This window comes from Qipengyuania aurantiaca, assembly GCF_019711375.1.
Classification (GTDB): domain Bacteria; phylum Pseudomonadota; class Alphaproteobacteria; order Sphingomonadales; family Sphingomonadaceae; genus Qipengyuania; species Qipengyuania aurantiaca.
The window spans coordinates 2,263,347-2,282,068 of sequence record NZ_CP081295.1 but is presented as its reverse complement, the minus strand read 5'-3'; the positions used below and the strand labels follow the sequence as shown (position 1 = coordinate 2,282,068).

Genomic DNA, 18,722 nt, shown 5'->3' with positions numbered 1-18,722 from the left:
TGGGCGCGGGGTTCGATTACTCAACGGGTGGCAGGCCAAAGCTTTCCTGCCGATCCGCAAACGCCGCCTTGTAGGCAGCGAGGCGCTCGCCCGGCAAGGCGATGAGCTGCGGCGTCTGGGTATAGAGGACGGCCGCCTCCACCGCGCGGCCCGGATAGATCGCCTGCAGCGCCGCGACATAGGCGGCCATCTGGCGCAGGGTGCTGTCGGGAACGCCGTCCAGCGAAGTGGGCGGACGGCGCGCGGTCTTGAAATCGACCACGGTGATTTTCTCGGGCGTCACCAGCAGCCGGTCGGCCGTGCCCATGACGACCTGCCCCTCCACCGTGGCGGCAAGCGGGATCTCGGCCAGAGCCTGCGCGCCGAAGATATCGGCAAAGCCCGGTTCCTCTAGCACCGCGAGCGCGCGGGCGAGCATTTCCTCGCGCTCCGATTTGTCGAGGTCAAGTGCCTGCTGGGCGAGCCAGCCACGCGCCCGTTCGTCGCGGTGCACGCGAGGCACTTCGGGCAGGCGTTCGAGCAGCGCGTGGATCAGCACGCCGCGTCTTGCGGCACCGGCTGCAACCTCGGGCGGCAGCGGCGGATCGCTTCCTTCGACCTCGCCCAGTCCCGAAGGAGCCAGTGGACGCGGCGGGCGCGGTTCGGGACCGACGGGCTGCCTGGCCCAGAGCGGCAATTCGCGCGCTGGTTCGGGGATGGAAGTCTCGGCAGGCGGCACGGACGGAGCGCGTTCCCCGCCCTCCCAGCGCGCGCCCCAGATCGGGTCGTCCAGCGCCGCGTCGGTATCGAACAGCGCCGCAAGACGCGCGTACCAGCTGTCCTCGTGCGGGCCGTTCTTCGCATCGCGCGGGCCGAGCGAGCCGCCAATGAACAGCGCCTCTTCCGCGCGGGTCATGGCGACATAAAGCAGCCGCCAGTGTTCCTGCATCGAGCGCGCGGCGTTCACCTCCTCCACCGCGCGCACCGGGCCGACCTTCTCGTCGCTCGTCAGCGCAGGCAGCGGAACCACATTGCTTTCTTCCGCACCCAGCACCTGTTCCTCGAGCGTAAGCTCGCCCGAGGCATCGGGGCGGATCGCCGCATCGGCAAGGATTACGATAGGGGCCTGCAACCCCTTGGAGCCGTGGACGGTCATCACGCGAACCTGGTCCCCGCCCTCGCCCGCCTCGCGCTTCAACTCGCCATCGCCCGCGTCGAACCAGCGGATGAAACCTTGCAGGCTGGCCACATGGCTGGCGGCGAAGGCGTTGGCAGCGTTGAGCAGTTCGTCGATCGGGTCGTTGGCCTCGCGCCCCAGCCGGGCGACAAGTGCGCGGCGTCCGTCTATCGGGCCGACCAGAATCCAGTGCAGCAATTGCTGCGGGCTGTCGAAATCGGCCCGGCGAAGGATTTCGCGCAAGGTATGGACGGTCTGGGCAACGCGCGGCTCGTCCGAACTGCGCAAATGCTGCCACAGGCGCACGCCCTTGGTGCGATATCCGAAGACCAACAAATCCTCCTGGCTCCAGCCGATCAGCGGCGAGACGAGGAGATTGGCCAGCGTCAGATCGTCGAGCGGCTGCGCGGCGAAACGGATCGCCGCCATCAGGTCCTTGACCGCCAGCGGGTTGCCGAGGCGCAGGCGGTCGACCCCGGCCACGGGGACGCCATGCGCATAAAGCCGCGCCACGATCAGCGAAGCCAGTTCGCGCCGCTTCTGCACCAGCACCATGACATCGCCGGCCTGTGCGCGCCGTGCCTCGCCCTTCACCAGCGTGAAGCCCTCGCCTTTAGGATCGAGCCATTCGGCGACCTGCCGCGCGATGTTGTCGGCCAGCTTGCGGTCGTGGCGGGCGAGCCAGCCCTTTTCCTCGTCCGCATCGTCGCCGCCTTCGGCAATGCGGATTTCCTTCCACAGCGTGACCATGCCGGGTGTGTCGCTGCCACGGTGTTCGCCATCGCTCTTGTCGAGGCCGAGGCCTTCCGGGCCGATGGCGCAGATGGCGTCGTCGACGAAGCTCAGCACGGTCTGGTTGGTGCGGTAGCTGCGCTCGAGGTCGAACTCCTGGAGGCGGCCCGCGTTGGCGTTGGCGCGCGCTTCCTCGGCGGCCACGGCGGCGCGGTCCATCTTTTCGCGGAAATAGTCACGCGCCTCGCGGAAGTTTTCCGGGCTGGTGCCCTGGAAGCCGAAGATCGCCTGCTTGTAATCGCCCACGGTGAAGATCGTGCGCACCGCCGTGCCGCGCGCCCCCAGCCCGTCGAAATAATCGTCGGTCAACGCCTTCACGATCGCCCACTGCGCCTTGTTGGTGTCCTGCGCCTCGTCGACGAGGATGTGGTCGAAGCTGCGGTCGAGCTTGTAGCGGATCCAGTCGGCCATCTGGCTTGAGGACAGGAGCCGCGCGGCGCGGTGGATCAGATCGTCGAAATCGACCAGCCCCTCGCGCGCCTTGGCCTCCTCCCAGCGTTTGGCAAAGGCGCGGCCGGCTTCGAGTTGCGGGGCGAGGAAGGCGGCGAGGTCGAGCAGGGCAGCGCGTTCGGCCACTTCCCTTACGGCGTCGGCAATCACCTGCTGCTTGTCGCCGAATGAGGGGTCGTTCTTCTCGGCTCCCTTCATCGAGGTCGGGTCGCCATCCTTCTTGAGAATGCAGTTGCGCTGGCGGAACCCGTCTATCTCGGCGAGGCGTGCTTCGGGTTCGAGCGCCAACCAGTGCTGGATGAAGCCCCTGCTCGTCTCTGCGCCCTTGGTGTTCCACCCATCGAACGCGGGCAGCATGGCGCGCAGGGTATCGACCGGGAAATGCCTGTCCGAACAAGCTTCGGCCACCCAGTCCTCGTCCACATCGACCGGAATGCCGAGCAGGCGACGCACCGGCTGATCGAGCCCGTGCTGCCAGCCAGGCTGGCCCCACAACTCCTTGTGTCGAGCGCAGCGCATCAGCCAGCTAAGCACTGCGTCCGGCCCCTTGCGGCGGCTCATTTCGGCCACCGCCTCGCGAATGTGCGGGTCGCCTTCGGAGAGGAGGTCCGAGAGGACATCGCGGCTCAGCAAGTCGCGGTCGCGGTCCTCCATCGGCTGGCTGCCGGGGAGCACACCCGCCTCGCTCGGGAAGGCGCCGAGGAGGTATTGCGCAAAGGCGTGGATCGTATCGATCCTGAGGCCGCCGCCGGGGCAGTCGAGCACCCGGGCGAACAGCGAACGGGCGCGCGACTGGGTTTCGGGGTCTATGGACGCACCAAGATAGCCCAGCTCCTTTGCCAACTGGCCCGCATCCATGCGAACCCAGCGCGCGAGCACGGCGTTGACGCGCACCGCCATCTCCGCCGCGCCCGCTTTGGTGAAGGTGAGGCAGAGGATCTGGGAAGGATCGGCGCCGGGCTGGAGCAGCAGGCGCAGCACGCGGGCGGAGAGCACCTGCGTCTTGCCCGTGCCCGCGCTGGCGGACAGCCACACGCTCTCCTCTGGATTTACGCTGAGGCCCTGCGCGTCCTTCAGGGGATAGACCTTGCCGCTCATGCCCGGTCCTCCTCATCCGCCTGTCTGGGCAGCCATTCCTCGAGCCGCATCAGCTGGTCGTAAGTGTCATAGGCCGGGTAATCGGGGTTCTCGCGCGCGGTGAACGGGTCGGTGCCCTTGATGTATTTCCCGATGGCAAGCCTGAGCTTCTCGCGCGTCCTCGGCAGGAATTCCTCCGGCTCCAGACCGCTCCGCTTGTTGCCGGTTTTCAGCGGCACGTCGACATAGCCGAAGCCATGCGGGTTATCGTCCTTCGCGCGGCCCAGCGACCAGTACTCGTAACCTCCCGGATCGCCCGTCAGCCCCTCGAACCCGCCGTCTTGGGCGATCAGCCCGAGAATGCCCAACTGGAGCGCATAGCCCTGCTCCACCTGCCCGGCGCTGGGCGGCTTGCGGGTCTTATAATCGATGATGGCGAGGGTCCCGTCCTCCAGCCGGTCGATCCGGTCCGCTCGGCCGTGGACGAAAACATCCTCGACATGCATCGAGCCCTTCGCCTCGACGGCCAGCACTTCGCGATCCGTGTAGTTGCCGACCGTCTCCTCGATCCATTCGAGAGCCTTCAGGAGGCGCGGCTGCCACAGGCCGCGGACCAGCGGATCGGCGTTTTCCTCGTCCAGCACCTCTTCCATGATCGGCGCGATCCGGGCGGCAGGGTCGGTCCGCCTCGCGATGTGCCAGCGTTCGAGGATCGCATGCGCGATATTGCCCTGCCACAGCGGGTTCGGATCGGCATCGAGCGCGTCGAGGTCCGAGAGTCCCATGATCTTTTGCGCGAAGAACTGGTAGGGATCGCCCAGCAGCCGGTCGAGCGCGGTGGCCGAGATGTCGACATCGCGCTGATCGGCCGAGGGCTTGGGCATGGGCCGCGGGTATTCGGGCGCTGGCTCGGCGCGGGTCATCGCGCGGGCGAGTGCGATGGCCGCCTGTTCCTCGTGCCGCGGCAGCAGATCGCTAAGCAAAGCCTGCACGCGCAGCAGGAACCGGCTGGGAATGGCAGGGCCGCCCTCGTCGCGCTGCGACCGGCTCAGCACCACTTCGGGCGCGCCCATCGCCCCGGCAAGGTCGTGCGCCGAAAGGCCGATTCGGAAATCGCCGCCCGGCACGCCGAGCGTGCGCAGCACCGGCGGGGCGAGCAGCGCGTCGATACTGCCGCGCGCCGGCCAGATACCTTCGTTGAGCCCTGCGCAGATGACGAGGTCGGCCCGGTTCATACGCGCTTCGAGCAGGCCGAGCACCTGCACACGGGCATGGCCGCCATAGGGCGGGCGTACGGCGCGTTCCTCCATCGCGTCGGCAAGCACCTGGCCCACATCGCGCGGGGCGGTCTCGAAGCCAGCCTCGCGAGCATGCAGACGGAATTCCTCGACAAATGCGGCCAGCGTGCGCCCGTCTTCCTGCGCCCACAGTTTTTCGCCGCACAGAGCCTCCGCACTGGCGGCAAGCGTGTCGATGAGATCGGCGAGGCTTTCCGGAGTATCGCGGTCGCGTTCGACGAGCGGGGTGAGCTGCGCCTCGGCAGGTGCCCACCACTCCGCCATCTCGGGCCACTTCTCCGCCAGCCGCGCGACCTCCGCCTGCGCCGGTTCGAGGCCGGACGCAAGGCGCGGACCGCGCAAGGCACGCTCCAGCCGCCGCAGCCGCCGCAGCCAAGCCCCTCGCTCCATCCCGCCATCGACCAGCGGATGTCCGAGCAGCGCCATCAGCGGAACCGCCCTCGCGCAGTCCGCCATCACTTCGGCGGCGAGCAGGAAGGCGCGGCCCGCTGCCGTGTGCGACAGCGGGCGACCGGCGGAATCGTCGGCCACGATGTTCCAGCGCGCGAGGTGATGCACCACGCGGCGAGCAAGCGGCCGGTCGGGCGTGACGACGGCCACACGCCGCTCCGGTTCAGCCAGCGCCTCGCGCACCAGCAGCGCAATTGCCTGCGCTTCCTCTTCGGGGTTGGTGGCCTCCATGATCCGCACGCCCGACAGGCGGCGTTTCTCGGACGGGAGATCGACCCAGACCTTGCTCGATTCGGGCGGCAGGAAGAGCGCCGAGATGGCGTGGCTTCGCTCGGGCGGCGCAGCGGTCATGCCCTTGCGATGCCACGGCTGCACTTCCTCGCGCGCCACGCCCATGCGGTTGAGCAGCAGCTTGAGGTGGTATTGCGGATGAGTGACCGCGTCCTCGCGCGCGAAGACCGTATCCCCGGGCGTTGGCGCGGCGCCCGCGCGGCCCAGTTCGTCCCACACGCCCTCATCCATGGTCAGGTCGAAATCGGGCAGGATTACAGCGCCTTCCGGAAGCTCACTGACAACCCGCAGCAACTTCGCCAGAGCGGGCGCGGCGCTGGTCACACCGGCGGCGACGATGGGGGTCGCGGGCGGCTGTGCCTTCCAAGCGTGCCGCGCCTTGTCGAACAGGCGGTTCCGACGCGCGGCGGCGTCCAGCATGCCCTCGGCGTTCAGCCAGGCGAGCCACTTGGCCTGCACATTGGCAAAGAGGCGGATGGAATCCTGCCAGTGTTTCGACAGGTCGGGGAAGATATCGACCACCTTCTCGTCGACCAGCTTTTCCGGCCCGACATCCTCCACCAGCAAGCGGTCCATCGTCGCGCCGGTTTCGCGGGCGAGGCGCAGCAGGGTCGCGCCCTTGGGAGCCTCGTCGCCCATTTCCTCCGCGATCAGGCGAGCGAGCGCGAACATCCGGCGCTGCGGATCGATGGCGGGGGGAATGTCGCTCGCCCCCAGGGGATCGAGCAGCGGCCCCAGCGCCTCGTCCAGATCGAGGTCGCCCACCACGGCCATCCGCGGCATCAGGAGCCCTGCTCGCCCGCTTTCGCCTGCGTGGCGGATAAAGGCCTCGGACACGGTGCGGCGCGCACGCGCGCTCGGCAAAAGCAGGGTCAGGCGGGCAAGACCAAGCTCGTCATCGGCGTAACGCGGCACGAGGCCGGCCACGAGGGCATCGGCAAATCCGCGGTGCGCGGCAATGGAATAGACGTTCGGCCCGCCCTTCGCGTCAGCCACCCGTCAACGCCTCCTCGGTGGGACGGATATGCTGCGGCGTGCCGACTTCGTACCACATGCCGGTGAAGGCGACGCCGAACAGGCGGTCTTCCTCGATCGCGCGATCCCACAGGATATTGGTCGAGAACTTGCCTTGCGGCGCCTCGCGCAACAGGCGGTGCGATACCAGCTGGATGCCGGTGTAAATGAAGGGCGCGATCCGGTCGGGACGCTTGCGGCTGAGGCGGCCTGCGCCGTCCATGTAGAAATCGCCCGTCCCGTCGAAATTGCGGGCGCGCGCGTGGGTCACGACCAGCAGCAGCGCGTCCATCCGCTCCGGGTCCCAGGCGGCCGAGAGATCGGCGAAGGCGTTTCGCGGCCCGTCGAGCCAGATGCTGTCGGCGTTGCAGGCGAAGAAGGGATCGGGCAGCAGCCCCGCCCCATGCGCCTTGACCATGCCGCCGCCGGTTTCGAGCAGTTCCTCGCGCTCGTCGGAGAAGGTGATGGCAGGGGCTCGCCGCGGCCCGATATGCGCCTCGATCGATTCCGCGAGGTAGTGGACGTTGACCACCGCCTTCTCGACACCGGCGTCTTCCAGCCGGTCGAGCGCGCGGTCGATCAGCGGCTTGCCGGCCACGCGGACCATGGGCTTGGGCATGGTGGCAGTGAGCGGGCGCATACGCTTGCCCAAGCCCGCCGCCATCAGCATGGCCGTGTCGGAAACGAGCGCGCTCACGCGATTTCCCCGCCGTGGCTGTCGCGCAGGTCCTGCGGGATATTGGCTTCGAACCACGCGGCCACAGGGGCCATGGCCTCATGCGCAAGGTCGCGCTCCATCGCCTTCCACACACGCGGGATCATGCCGAGATAGCGCGGCTTGCCGTCGCGCTTGTAGAGGCGGGTGAAGATGCCGACGATCTTGGCGTTGCGCTGCGCGCCGAGGCGGGCGTAATCGGCTTCGAAATGCTCGCCCGGATCAGCGGCGGCGCGGTAGCGGCAGAGCATGTCGTGTTCGAGTTGTTCCGACACGTCGCGCCGTGCGTCCTGAAGCAGGCTGACGAGATCGTAGGCCGGGTGGCCGACCAGCGCGTCCTGGAAATCGATCAGACCCTGTTCGCCTGCCAGCTTGCGCTCTTCGAGCAGCATGATGTTTTCCGCGTGGTAATCGCGCAGGACGGTGACGCCCGGGTCCTGCCGCTCCAGCATGGGGGCAAGCGCCTCTTCCCATGCAGCGGTCCAGCCTGCCTCGTCGACCGTGAGGCCGGCGGCGGGGCAATACCATTCGGTAAAGAGCGCGGCCTCGCGCTGGTAGACGGCCATGTCATAGGGTTCGAAGGGTCCCGGCGGGAGCTGGTGCAGCTGCACCAGCGTTTCGATCGCCTTGGCGTAGATATCGTGCTCGTCGCCCGGATGATCGTCGATCCATTCCTTCATCCGAGTGTCGCCGAAATCCTCGGTCAGCACCCAACCCTGCCCTGCGTCCTCGCGGTAGATTTCCGGTCCGCGCATACCGTTGGCGTTGAGCCATTCGGCCACGTGGAGGAAGGGCTTGGGGTCTTCATGCGGGGGCGGTGCGTGCATCAGCATCGCGCTCTGCCCGCCGCGGCGGATACGGAAATAGCGGCGGAAGCTGGCATCGCCCACCAGCGGGGCGATTTCGGCGCCCTCCCAGCGGGTGGCACCAAGGAAGCTCTGGATGTCTTCGAAGATCGCGTCGCTCATGGCATGCGGCTTTGCCAAGCCTTGCCTCCCTTCACAATGGCTTGTCTACCATCGCCCCCATTTTCTGCTGGCGTTTCCAGCGTAATTGCGAGGCATTCCGGCTCATGCTCGAAACCGCCCGCGTGATCGGGCCACTCGGCGATAAGCGCGGCGCCGTCACGGTAGTCGTCGAGGCCGATCTCCTGCGTTTCGGACGGGTCTTCGAGCCGGTAGAAATCGGCATGGACCAGCGGCAGGCGCAGATGGTCGTAGGTTTCGATGATGGTGAAGGTCGGCGACGGGACTTCCCCCGTATGGCCCAGCGCGGCGATGATGGCCCGCGCAAGTGTGGTCTTGCCCGCGCCCAGCCCGCCCGTAAGCGCCACCACGTCACCCGGCTGGAGGCGCGCCGCAATGCGTTGGCCGAGCGACTCCATCGCGCCGAGATCGGGCAGGTCCTCGATCACGGCAGCGTTATCGTTGCCGTGGTGCCGGCGTTCTTGCGGGTCTGGAATTCCAGCGTGCCGCCATGGGCTTCGACCAGTTGGCGGGCGAGCGGGATGCCGAGGCCCTGCCGCCGTTCGATGCCCTTGCCGTCCTCGCTCATGCGGATGCCTTCGAGCGCGCGGGCGAGTTCGTGCTGGCTCATGCCCTCGCCATTGTCGGAGATCGCGATGCGGTTCAATCCGCGGCGCTTGGCGATATCGATCAGGATGCGCCCGCCGCGCGGGGTGTGGGAAATGGCGTTATCGAGCAATTGCCCAAGCGCGCGCTGCAATTGCTGCGGATCGGCTTCCACGACCTTGTTCGCATTGCCCTTGAGATCGAGCGTCAGTCCGGCACCGAGAATCGCCTCCTCGCGCTTGCGCACGATCTGTTCGATGAAGGGCAGCAGTTCGACCTTGGCCTTGCGCAGCGGCATGAGGCCCGCCTCGGACTGCGAGAGGTCGAGCACGTTTTCGACCTGCTCGGTCAGCTTGCCGACCGAGAGGGTGATCGCCTGGATATATTCCTTGGCCTGCGGGGTCAGCTCGCCCGCAATGCCCTGGTTCAGCAGCTCCGCAAAGCCGCCGATGGAGGTCAGCGGGGTGCGGAATTCGTAGGACATATTGGCGAGGAAGCGCGTCATCACCGCATCGGCTTCCTCCAGCGCGCGGTTGCGTTCGCGCAAAGCCTCTTCCGCCTTTTGCGAGGCGGTAACGTCGAGCACGGTGAGGAGGCCGTTCCCATCGGGCAGCGGCACGCCGGCGTAGGTCAGCGTGCGGCCATCGGCGAGCTGGATGCGCCCGTCGCGCGGCTTGCGGTCGAGCGTGGCGGCGCGGATCGTCTGCCCGATCTGCGAAATTTCCTTCGGGTCGGCGAGTTGCTTGCCGATCGCCTCAAGCAGTTGCTCTGCCTGCGGGTGCCCGTCGAGCACTTCGCTTTCGAGGCCCCAGGCAATCGGGAAGCCGCGGTTCCACAATTCGAGATGCCCGTCGGGCGCGAAGACGGCGAGCGCTTCGAACAGGCTGTCGAAAGTGGCGGTCCGGGTGCGCAGCAGCGTGTCACGGGTGGCGGAGAGCGCCAGCTGTTCAGTCCGGTCTTCCGCGATCAGCACCAGCCCTCCATCGGGCAGCGGCTGGGAGACGAGGCGCAAATGCGTGCTGTCGGGCAGCGGCCACTGGTGCTCCTCGGGCTCGTCCTTGAGGAACCACTCGGCCAGTTCCTTGCGCCAGGTGGGGAAATCGCGGACTTCGGGAATGCGCCCGTTCTCGCGCGCGATCATCAGCATCTGGTCGAAGCGGATGCGCTCGCTCACCACGCCCGGCGGCAGCGCGAAGACGCGGTGGAACGGCTGATTGGCGAAGGTCATTCGATGCTGCGCATCGAACTGTGCCACGCCGATGGACAGCTGGTCGAGCATCGAACGCTGCGCCTCGCGGAAAGCCCGGAATTCGCGCGCCTGCTCTTCCATTTCCTCGATATCGACCGCGTAGCCCGCGATCCCCTCGCCCACGAGCGGAAGGTCGGTCACGCGCACGGTGCGGCGGGCGTTGTTGATGGTGGCCGAAAGAATGCGCTCGATCGGCTGGCGGCGGTCGGCCGCCTGCTGCGCGACCTGCGCGGCGGTGCGTCCGCCGACCTGTTCGACCAGTTCGATTTGCTCGGCCACGACCTGGTCCGCGCTCTGCGCCCCGACCGCGTCGACATAGGCCTTGTTTACGAGGCGCAATTGCATGTCGGCGCCGCGGAACCACATCGGCATGGGCGCGGCCTCGATCAGGCCGACCAGCGCACCGAAATCGTCACGCGCTCGCGCCGCTTCCTCGCCAAGGCGCGCCAGTTCGTCCTCGGTCTCGGTAAAGTCGAAGACCCAGATCAGCGCCGCCCCGCTGGGCGACACCGCCGGATCGGCCAGCGCCCCGCGCAGCGCCAGCGTCTTGCGCGAACCGGGCGGGCGCAGGGCCATCTTGAAAGGCTTGGCGCTTTTCTGCGTGCGCCGCACATGGGCGGACAGGCGCTCGACCTGCTCTTCGGACAGGCCCATCCCGTCGCGGCCTGCGAGTTCGGTGAGATATTCGGGGACCTTGTCGAGCCCGACCCAGCGGGCGAAGCGGTCCGGCGCCTCGATCCGGCCATCGACCCGCACCAGCAGCGGGATCGCCGGGCCTTCCTCGATCATGCGCGAAAGACGGCGGGCGACCTTGCGATGTCCGGCAGCGCCCTGCGTCTCGCGGCTGGCCTTGAACATCAACCACATGGCACCGACCGACCACAGCGCAAGCAGCAGGCCGAGGATGACCGCGGATACAGGCGTAATTTCCATTACGCTCCAGCTATTAGGCTAACTGGCAGGATGCAACTGCAATGCGGGGCGGCCCCCAAATTGAGAACCGCCCCGAAATTACCCGCTTAGTAGCGATAATATCCGCTTAGTAGCGATAGTGCTCCGGCTTGAACGGGCCTTCGACCGGCACGCCGATGTAATCGGCCTGGCTCTGCGAAAGCTTGGTCAGCTGGACGCCGAGCTTGTCGAGGTGGAGCGCGGCGACCTTTTCGTCGAGCTTCTTGGGCAGGACGTAGACGTCGTTCTGGTAGCTGTCCGTGTTCTTCCACAGCTCGATCTGCGCCAGCACCTGGTTGGTGAAGGAACAGCTCATCACGAAGCTGGGGTGACCGGTGGCGCAGGCGAGGTTCACCAGGCGGCCCTTGGCCAGCACGATGATTTCCTTGCCGTCGGGGAACTTCACGAGGTCGGTGCCGGGCTTCAGCTCGGTCCACTCGTAATTGTCGAGCGCCGAAATCTGGATCTCGCTGTCGAAGTGACCGATGTTGCACACGATGCTCATCGGCTTCATCGCCTTCATGTGCTCCGCGGTGATCACGTCTTCGTTACCGGTGGTGGTGACGAAGATGTCGGCGCGCTTCACGCCTTCTTCCATGGTCACGACTTCGAAGCCGTCCATGGCGGCCTGCAGGGCGCAGATCGGGTCGATTTCGGTGACGAGCACGCGCGCGCCGCCGTTGCGGAGCGACTGGGCCGAGCCCTTGCCGACATCGCCGAAGCCGGCGACCAGGGCGACCTTGCCCGAAAGCATGACGTCGGTGGCGCGGCGGATGGCGTCGACCAGCGACTCGCGGCAGCCGTAGAGGTTGTCGAACTTCGACTTGGTGACGCTGTCGTTCACGTTGATCGCGGGGAACGGCAGCTTGCCGGCCTTGGCGAGGTGGTAGAGGCGGTGGACACCCGTGGTGGTCTCTTCCGAAACGCCCTTGATCGCCTTCACCGACTTGGTGAGGTAACCCGGCTTGCGCTTGAGGAATTCCTTCAGCGCGCGCTGCATTTCGATTTCTTCGGCGTTCTGCGGCTCGGGCATTTCCTCGCCGGCTTCGATGCGAGCACCCCAGAGGGCGAAAGCGGTAGCGTCGCCGCCATCGTCGAGGATGAGGTTGGCGGTGAGGTCTTCATCGGCCTCGCTCGACCAGTCGAAGATCTTGCCGACATAGTCCCAGTAATCGGCCAGGCTTTCGCCCTTCACGGCGAAGACGGGGATGTCCTGCGCGGCGATGGCGGCGGCGGCGTGGTCCTGGGTCGAGAAGATGTTGCAGGTCGCCCAGCGCACTTCGGCGCCCAGCGCGACCAGCGTTTCGATCAGCACGGCGGTCTGGATGGTCATGTGGAGCGAGCCCACGATGCGCGCGCCCTTCAGGGGCTGCTCTGCGCCATATTCCTCGCGCGTGGCCATCAGGCCCGGCATTTCGGTTTCGGCGATACGGATTTCCTCGCGGCCGTAATCGGCGAGGCTGATATCCTTGATGACGTAGTCGTTGAACTGGGCCACGGGCGGTCCTTAGTATTTAGCGATAGATACAGTTTCGAAAAAATGGACCGCGCATACGAAAAGGGCGGCACCAATCTGGCGCCGCCCCTAGCCTTTCGTCACCGTCAGGGCAAGCTAGCCCCTGGCCCTTCCGGTCATACGATCCCGAAAGGCCTTAACGCCGTGCCCAGCGCCCCCCGCTGCGCGGCGCCGGTCCCAGCAGCTCGTCGGCTGCCTGGGCGAGAATTGCCGGATCCTTGCTCTGCGCCAGGTCGGTAGTGATTTCCTTCAGTTCGGCGCAACCGAGCCAGGGGTGGCCCTGACCGTACTGATTGGCCATGCCGACACTGATGCGATCGAGAGCGCGTGCAGCGCCCTTCTTCCCGTGGCGAGCGACAAGACCGCTCTCGAGGCGGCGTGCGGCCGCATTCAGAGCCGTGATGTGGCTGGCCGAGAACTTGCGGTACTGAGGCTGGAAATCGTCCGAACCCATGCGGCAGCGCAGCGAGGTGACCATCAGCATGATGTCGAGCTTGCGGACCTGTTCGTCCTGGCTCGCAGCAGCAGCGGTGGTCGGCGTCATCATAAGGGCAGCGGCCGTCGCGGCGGCTGCAATCGTCTTCTTGAACATGTCCCAATACTCCCGTCTGACAGGCATCCCGTGCCTGTTGAGGAGAGTGTGGGTGCAAAGGATTTACGAAAATTTAAACCCGCAAAGTAAACCGCGGTTAACCATCCGCCGCCCTTGCATGCACGGCCCGTCTCACTAGATGCTGGGTGTGGACGAAAAGACACAGGAGTTTTAACCTATGACAATCGCTGTGGGCGACCGCCTTCCCGACGTGAAACTGCTCAAGGCAACCGCCGAAGGCCCCGAGCAGGTCCAGGCCGCGGATTACTTCGCCGGCAAGACCGTGGCGCTCTTCGCTGTGCCCGGCGCCTTCACCCCGACTTGCTCCGCCAAGCACCTGCCCGGCTTCGTCGAAAAGGCCGAGGAGTTGAAGGCCAAGGGCGTGGACGAGATCGTCGCGACCTCGGTCAATGACGCTTTCGTCATGGGCGCATGGAAGCAGAGCGCGGGCAGCGACGACATCACCATGCTGGCCGACGGCAATGGCGAATTCGCCAAGGAAACCGGCCTCGACGCCGATTTCACCGGCTTCGGCATGGGCCACCGTAGCCAGCGCTATTCGATGCTGGTCGAAGACGGCGTGGTGAAGCAGCTCAACGTCGAAGCGCCGGGCGATTTCTCGGTCTCGAGCGCGGAGCACATGCTCGGCCAGATGTAGGCCTCGCGCATCCTAAAGGATGAAAAAGCGCCCCGCCCCTGCCACCCGGCACGGCGGGGCGTTTTTTGTCAGTGATCTGGTAGTCAGAATAAAGTTTCGAGCCTCAGCTCCATACGAGAGCGAAGGCCATCAGCGATCGAGCTTGGCGAGTCGGCGCTCTTCGGCGGCAACTTCATTGGAATCGAGCGGCAAGCCGGCCATGACGCCATTCTTGCGTCGGTATTCGACCAGCTGCTGCTGGTAAAAGCCCTCGAACAAGGCGTGGTATGTCGGTGTCGCCCGGAGCCTTGGGGACAAGCGGCTGCGTTTGTCGGTCAGGAAATCGACGCCCCCGGCCGGCCAGTCCCGGTCGAGCAGTCGTTGAAGCTGGCGTAGCGCTTCCTCCTCGCCAACGGTGCGGTAGGCGGCTGTCACGGTAAAAGGGTTTGCTGCGTCCAGAATAAGCTTCGGGACCGGTGCCGGACTCCCTTCGATGTAGGCCGGGAGATAAGCTCCCAGCACGTCGATCTCCTCCTGCGACAAGCTGCCCCCGACAAGTTGCTTGGAGAGATCGGGCCATAGCCTCTCATAGTCAGCCATGTCCCCGTCGAGCATGACGAACCCGAACAGCAGCCAGTCGGGCGTAGTGGCGCAATCCTTGCAGCGCGCAACGAGCTTTTCGAGGCCATCGAAGGTGCCGAATTTGAAATAGTTGTTGTACATATTGACACGCCTCTGCTCGCTGAGCGGATCGGAGGCGAGAACGCGTTCGTAATAGTCATGCGCCTCGACATGCCGTCCTGCGTTATCGAGCGCATAGGCCATGGCTTCCTGCGCCATGGGTTCGTTGGGGTGGTCCTTGATCAGCGCGCTGGACAGCGTCATCGCCGCCTCGACGTCCCGGTCCCATGGATAGGCGCCGATCGCCTGTGCCGCGCGCGCTTCGACATTGCCGGGGTCGAGCGAAAGCGCCCGCTCGATCGCCGCGTTATACTGGCGACGGATCGTATCTTCATCGCCCAGCGCCGAACGGGGGCTGTTCGCGATGATATAAGCCAGGGAAGCATGGCCCGGCGCGAAATCGGGCGCCAGTTCGGTGACGCGGCGCAGGAGCCGGTAGGCGCCGATACGGTCCTCGTCGTCGAAGCGCAGGGAAATTTTCTCCAGCGCACTAAGGTAGGCTTCGTAAGCCTCCGAAGATATGTCGCTTCCGGCTAGGCGCTGGGCGGCACCCGTTCCAAGCCGGGCTTTCATGGCAAGGCCAGCCGCAGAGACGAGTTCGCGTGTCAGGCGCGGGGTGATCTGGCGACTGCCTTCGATGCTGTCGCTCCAGATCTGGCGGCCGGTGGCGGTATCGACCAGCGACAGGATAACCCGCACCGCGTCATCATCCACCGGTAGAATCTGGCCTTCGAGGAGGTGGGTTGCGCCAAGTTCGGTGCCGATTTCGCGCGCCGAGAGCTTGCGGGCGGCGGCCGCCCCAGTCGAAGTGCCGGCGATCATCGTTATGCCGCTGGCACTGGCGAGGCCGTTGCTGAGCGCGCTCGACAGGCCCGGTCCCTTGGCGGCCAGTTCTTCGTCGCTGCTGGTAAGCGGCAGGACGGCGAGGCTCACAGGCGCTTGGGCGATAGTCGCGCTGCCCGGCAGGCCCTGCGTGGCGACATAGGTGCCTCCTGCCAGAGCAAGGGCGATAGCCGCGCCAGCCAGGACGACCCGCTTCTTGAGGCCGGACGATGGGGCGGGACGGGCGCTTGCCGGCACGTCTTTTCCCAAAGCGTCCAGCAAGGCGGCCGGTAGCGCGCCGCCCTTCCAGCCCTTCATGTCGGTGGCGTGAAACTGCCGGAAACCCATGGGCGGAGCGGTGTCGTCGAGACTGATCGAGACCAGCTTATTCTGTTCCGCAGCCTCCGAAGCCTCGTCGCGCACCCAGCGTGATTTCACGGCGTCGGCCGACCAGGCGACGATGACCTGCCCTGCTTCGTTCAGGGCCGCTTCGATATCATCTGCAAACTCGGCTCCCGATCGCAGATGACTGTCCCACCACAAGGTGAAACCCGCTTCTTCAAGCGCGGCAGCGAGCTTTTCGATGCGCGGCTGGTCGGCCCGAGCGTAAGACAAGAAGATGTCGGCCACAGAACCTAGCCCCCATTTGACTGCACTCGAACTGCGTCTTCAGACGCTCGGCAAGTCGTGTCAGCCTGTAAACCTTGATACAGGCTTGCCACGATTTCCATCATAGTTGGAATTAGAAGTTCGATTTCGTCAAGCGGCGCGTCGCTCTAGTGACCGCTTTGTGCCGGTCGCCCCTTACCCATACCCCATAAGGCTCAGCACTTCCTTGCGGCTGCGCTGGTCTTCGAGGAAGGTGCCCATCATACGGCTGGTGACCATGCCGACGCCCGGGGTGCGTACGCCGCGGGCGGTCATGCAGGCGTGCTGGGCGTCGATCACCACGGCAACGCCTTGCGGCTGTAGGTTCTCCCAGATGCAGTCGGCGACCTCGGCGGTCAGGCGTTCCTGCACCTGCAGGCGGCGAGCAAAGCCGTGGAGCACGCGGGCGAGCTTGGAGATGCCGACCACGCGGTCGTTCGGCAGATAGGCGATCGCCGCCTTGCCGATGATCGGGGCCATGTGGTGTTCGCAATGCGACTGGAAGGGGATGTCCTTCAACAGCACGATCTCGTTATAGCCGCCTACTTCCTCGAACACGCGCCCCAGGTGCACGGCCGGATCCTCGGTGTAGCCGATGCAATATTCCTTCCACGCGCGCGCGACGCGGGCGGGCGTGTCGAGCAGGCCTTCGCGCTCCGGATCGTCGCCCGTCCACTCAATCAGTGTGCGGATCGCGTCCTGCACATTCTGGGGGACAGGAGGTTTCCCGCGGGGATCGTCTTCGTCGGGGCCGACCAGGCTGCTCACGTGCCGTTTTTCCTTCTGAACTTTTCGCGCATGCGGTGGAGGCGGCTTCCCTTGCGCAAAAGGCCGCCCTTTGCAAACGGCTCGAACATGTCGTCCGGGTCTTCGGGGTCGAGCAGCCCGCTTTGCGCGAGCGTCTCCTGCGCATCGTTCAGTTCGGGAGGATGGTAGCGCAGCAAATTGCGTCCGCCTTCGGTGATCGAATGGTCGATGACCGCCGCCATCGAACCATGGCGCGACAAATGGTCGCCGATTTCATCCTCCTCCAACCCGCAATGCTCGGCCAGCAACGAATAGCGGATAGCCCTGATGGCGTCGCCGACATGCTCGTTTCCGGCGCGCGTCTTGTCGATGAAGACATCGCATTCGCTGTCGAGACCCATCGAGCGGTTGTTCATATTGGCCGAGCCGATGCGCAGGATCTCATCGTCCACCACCATGATCTTCGCATGGACATAAATGGCGGTCTCGCCCGAATAGGGGTTCCAGATGCTGAAGCGGCCCTTGCGATCGGCTTCTTCTATACAGCGCACCAGTTCGGCGCGCGCGTGGTCCATCGCCTGCTGTTCCAGCCAGCCGTCCGCATTGGCGGGATGGACGATGACGATCTCGGGCGGGTCCTCTTCCTGCACGCGTTCGAGGATCGCTTCGGCAATCGCGCGTGAAGCGAAGTACTGGCTCTCTGCGTAGATGAAGTGCTTCGCGCGCCTGATTTGCTGGATGTAGAGTTGCTCGATTTCATCAACCCCGTCCCAGTTGCGATATTCGGCCCGGGTGCGGGCGATGCCGACCTCGACATTCTCGAACTGCGCCTCGAGCGCGTCCGGCCAGGGCGAGCCGGGGCTGTCCTCGTAATCGGGCAGCGGAGTTCCTCCGGCGCAGGTCCAGCGGTCCTCGCCCAGCTCCTCCAGCGCCTTTGCCGCATCGCCCTCGAGCATCATCGTCGCGTCGTGCCAAGGGTCGTAGCGGCGACCATTCGGCGTCTTGCGCTTGTCGCAATGTTCGGGGTGATCGCGCGTGTCCCAGCGCTTGTCGGTCATGTCGATGCCGCCGCACACCGCCACCTGCCCATCGAGCACGGCGATCTTCTGGTGATGGCTGCAGCCGACGGGATGCGCGGTGTCGAACTTGAAATTGATGCGGCTGTGCCGAACCCAACGCGCCAGGTCCCACAGCATGGTGGGCCGCGTGGGCATCGTGAAGATGCTGAAGTTCCACTTGAGAATTCGGATGTCGAGCTTGGGGCGGTTGCGCGCCAGCCACGCAATGAAGCTGCCCAGCCTTCTGGGGTAGCTGCGTTTCCAGGGCCTCTGCCACCAGCGCCGCCCGCGGTCGAGATGGATGCGCGTGTCGAAGTCCCAGCCGATCAGCAGCAGGCGGCGACGCGTTTCAAGCATTGCCTCCTGCATGAAGGCGAAATAGTCCGCCGCATCGATAATGACGCTGGCACGCGTGACGTTCTCGTAACGCCACACGCCCGGCTCCACGCTCGGCTCCAGCTGCGAAGTGCAGCTGAGGTCTTCGCTTGTGTCCTTCGCCCCCTCGCCCATGCCTATTCCTTGGCGTCCTCTTTCTTCTCGGGCGTTACCTCGGCCTCGGCCTTCTCTTCCTGTTTACGCCGTTCGAAGACCGAGCGCATATGCTCCATATCCTCTTCGGTAAGGTGCTTGGCGAAATCGGGGAAGTGCTCTTCCTCTTCCTCGTCGATGTGGTGGCGGTAGTCGTGGTCGAAGGTCTTGAACTTCGTGAGCCAGCCGCCCTCGGACATGTCGGTGGCGGCCAGATCGTTGAGCGCTTCCTCGATCTCATGGTGTTCGGCCACCGAATGGCGCGTTTCGCCGGTGGTGGGCGGCTTGCGCAGCATGGTCGAATAGAGCGCCTGCTCCTCGGCCGCGGCGTGCGACTTAAGTTCCTTGGTGAGCTCTTCGAACAGCGATTCGCGTTCCGGGCTGTCGCCGCTCGTCTCCAGCAGCTTGTCCAGCAGTTCGCGGTGCTTGTCGTGGTCCTTCTTCAGGCGGTCGAAGATCTCTTTGGTATCGGCCATGTC

General features: G+C 65.6%; 13 protein-coding genes. 1 reads left to right on the top strand and 12 read right to left on the bottom strand.

Features of this window, described 5'->3' with window-relative positions; genetic code table 11:
- Positions 1–16: 16 nt before the first annotated feature.
- The 8 genes from addA to K3148_RS11060 form a co-directional block, all read right to left on the bottom strand.
- Entirely contained in the window at positions 17–3,496 is a 3,480-nt protein-coding gene (addA, locus tag K3148_RS11095) for a double-strand break repair helicase AddA (RefSeq protein ID WP_221424854.1), read from the bottom strand.
- Entirely contained in the window at positions 3,493–6,510 is a 3,018-nt protein-coding gene (gene addB / locus K3148_RS11090; protein WP_221424853.1) for a double-strand break repair protein AddB, read from the bottom strand. Before addB ends, addA begins: the two co-directional genes overlap by 4 nt.
- On the bottom strand, positions 6,503–7,225 hold the full coding sequence (locus K3148_RS11085; RefSeq protein ID WP_221424852.1) for a nucleotidyltransferase family protein: 723 nt from the start codon (positions 7,223–7,225) through the stop codon (positions 6,503–6,505). Before K3148_RS11085 ends, addB begins: the two co-directional genes overlap by 8 nt.
- Positions 7,222–8,211 (bottom strand): aminoglycoside phosphotransferase family protein, encoded by a 990-nt coding sequence (locus K3148_RS11080; protein ID WP_221424851.1) that lies wholly within the window; start codon positions 8,209–8,211, stop codon positions 7,222–7,224. Before K3148_RS11080 ends, K3148_RS11085 begins: the two co-directional genes overlap by 4 nt.
- Entirely contained in the window at positions 8,208–8,657 is a 450-nt protein-coding gene (gene tsaE, locus K3148_RS11075) for a tRNA (adenosine(37)-N6)-threonylcarbamoyltransferase complex ATPase subunit type 1 TsaE (RefSeq protein WP_221424850.1), read from the bottom strand. The genes K3148_RS11080 and tsaE overlap by 4 nt, the downstream gene beginning before the upstream one ends.
- Positions 8,654–10,996 (bottom strand): sensor histidine kinase, encoded by a 2,343-nt coding sequence (locus tag K3148_RS11070; RefSeq protein ID WP_221424849.1) that lies wholly within the window; start codon positions 10,994–10,996, stop codon positions 8,654–8,656. The genes tsaE and K3148_RS11070 overlap by 4 nt, the downstream gene beginning before the upstream one ends.
- 106 nt (positions 10,997–11,102) lie before the next feature.
- Positions 11,103–12,512: an adenosylhomocysteinase gene (ahcY, locus tag K3148_RS11065; protein WP_221424848.1), complete on the bottom strand. Its 1,410-nt coding sequence runs from the start codon at positions 12,510–12,512 to the stop codon at positions 11,103–11,105.
- Positions 12,513–12,666: 154 nt separating this feature from the next.
- Entirely contained in the window at positions 12,667–13,122 is a 456-nt protein-coding gene (locus K3148_RS11060; protein WP_221424847.1) for an S-adenosyl-L-homocysteine hydrolase, read from the bottom strand.
- Between the two features lie 178 nt (positions 13,123–13,300).
- Here K3148_RS11060 and K3148_RS11055 point away from each other — a divergent pair, with 178 nt between their 5' ends.
- Positions 13,301–13,780, top strand: coding sequence for a peroxiredoxin (locus tag K3148_RS11055; protein WP_221424846.1), 480 nt, complete (start codon positions 13,301–13,303; stop codon positions 13,778–13,780).
- Between the two features lie 129 nt (positions 13,781–13,909).
- Here K3148_RS11055 and K3148_RS11050 read toward each other — a convergent pair whose 3' ends face one another.
- The 4 genes from K3148_RS11050 to K3148_RS11035 form a co-directional block, all read right to left on the bottom strand.
- Positions 13,910–15,892: a TIR domain-containing protein gene (locus K3148_RS11050; RefSeq protein WP_221424845.1), complete on the bottom strand. Its 1,983-nt coding sequence runs from the start codon at positions 15,890–15,892 to the stop codon at positions 13,910–13,912.
- A gap of 174 nt (positions 15,893–16,066) precedes the next feature.
- Entirely contained in the window at positions 16,067–16,678 is a 612-nt protein-coding gene (gene folE, locus K3148_RS11045; RefSeq protein WP_221424844.1) for a GTP cyclohydrolase I FolE, read from the bottom strand.
- On the bottom strand, positions 16,675–18,225 hold the full coding sequence (locus K3148_RS11040; RefSeq protein WP_221424843.1) for a phospholipase D-like domain-containing protein: 1,551 nt from the start codon (positions 18,223–18,225) through the stop codon (positions 16,675–16,677). The genes folE and K3148_RS11040 overlap by 4 nt, the downstream gene beginning before the upstream one ends.
- A gap of 2 nt (positions 18,226–18,227) precedes the next feature.
- Positions 18,228–18,719 (bottom strand): hemerythrin domain-containing protein, encoded by a 492-nt coding sequence (locus tag K3148_RS11035; RefSeq protein ID WP_221424842.1) that lies wholly within the window; start codon positions 18,717–18,719, stop codon positions 18,228–18,230.
- Between the last annotated feature and the right edge of the window lie 3 nt (positions 18,720–18,722).